1 protein-coding gene is annotated in these 249 nt (G+C 44.2%); it reads right to left on the bottom strand.

The genetic code is table 11. From position 1 onward, the window contains the following. The coding region (locus MTCD1_RS19880) for an asparagine synthase-related protein (protein ID WP_235013411.1) at positions 1–249 on the bottom strand (249 nt) is incomplete at both ends.

The following is a 249-nucleotide window of genomic DNA, read 5'->3' as shown; positions in this document are numbered from 1 at the left end:
CAAATACACAAGTCAGTTTATCGCCGATGGCACGTTGTAATAACATCGCAACAACAGATGAATCAACACCACCAGATAGACCTAAGATAACTTCATCATCACCGATCTGCGCTTTCATACGTGCAATTGCATCATCGATGATTGAGCTTGACGTCCAAAGTCCATCACAGCCACAGATATCTTTCGCAAAGTGCGCAAGCATACGCTCACCTTGACGAGTATGTGTTACTTCTGGGTGAAATTGCACAC

The organism is Colwellia marinimaniae (assembly GCF_002207865.1).
Classification (GTDB): Bacteria; Pseudomonadota; Gammaproteobacteria; order Enterobacterales; family Alteromonadaceae; genus Colwellia; species Colwellia marinimaniae.
The sequence above is the reverse complement of the archived record's forward strand: the minus strand, read 5'-3'. Positions and strand labels throughout refer to the sequence as shown.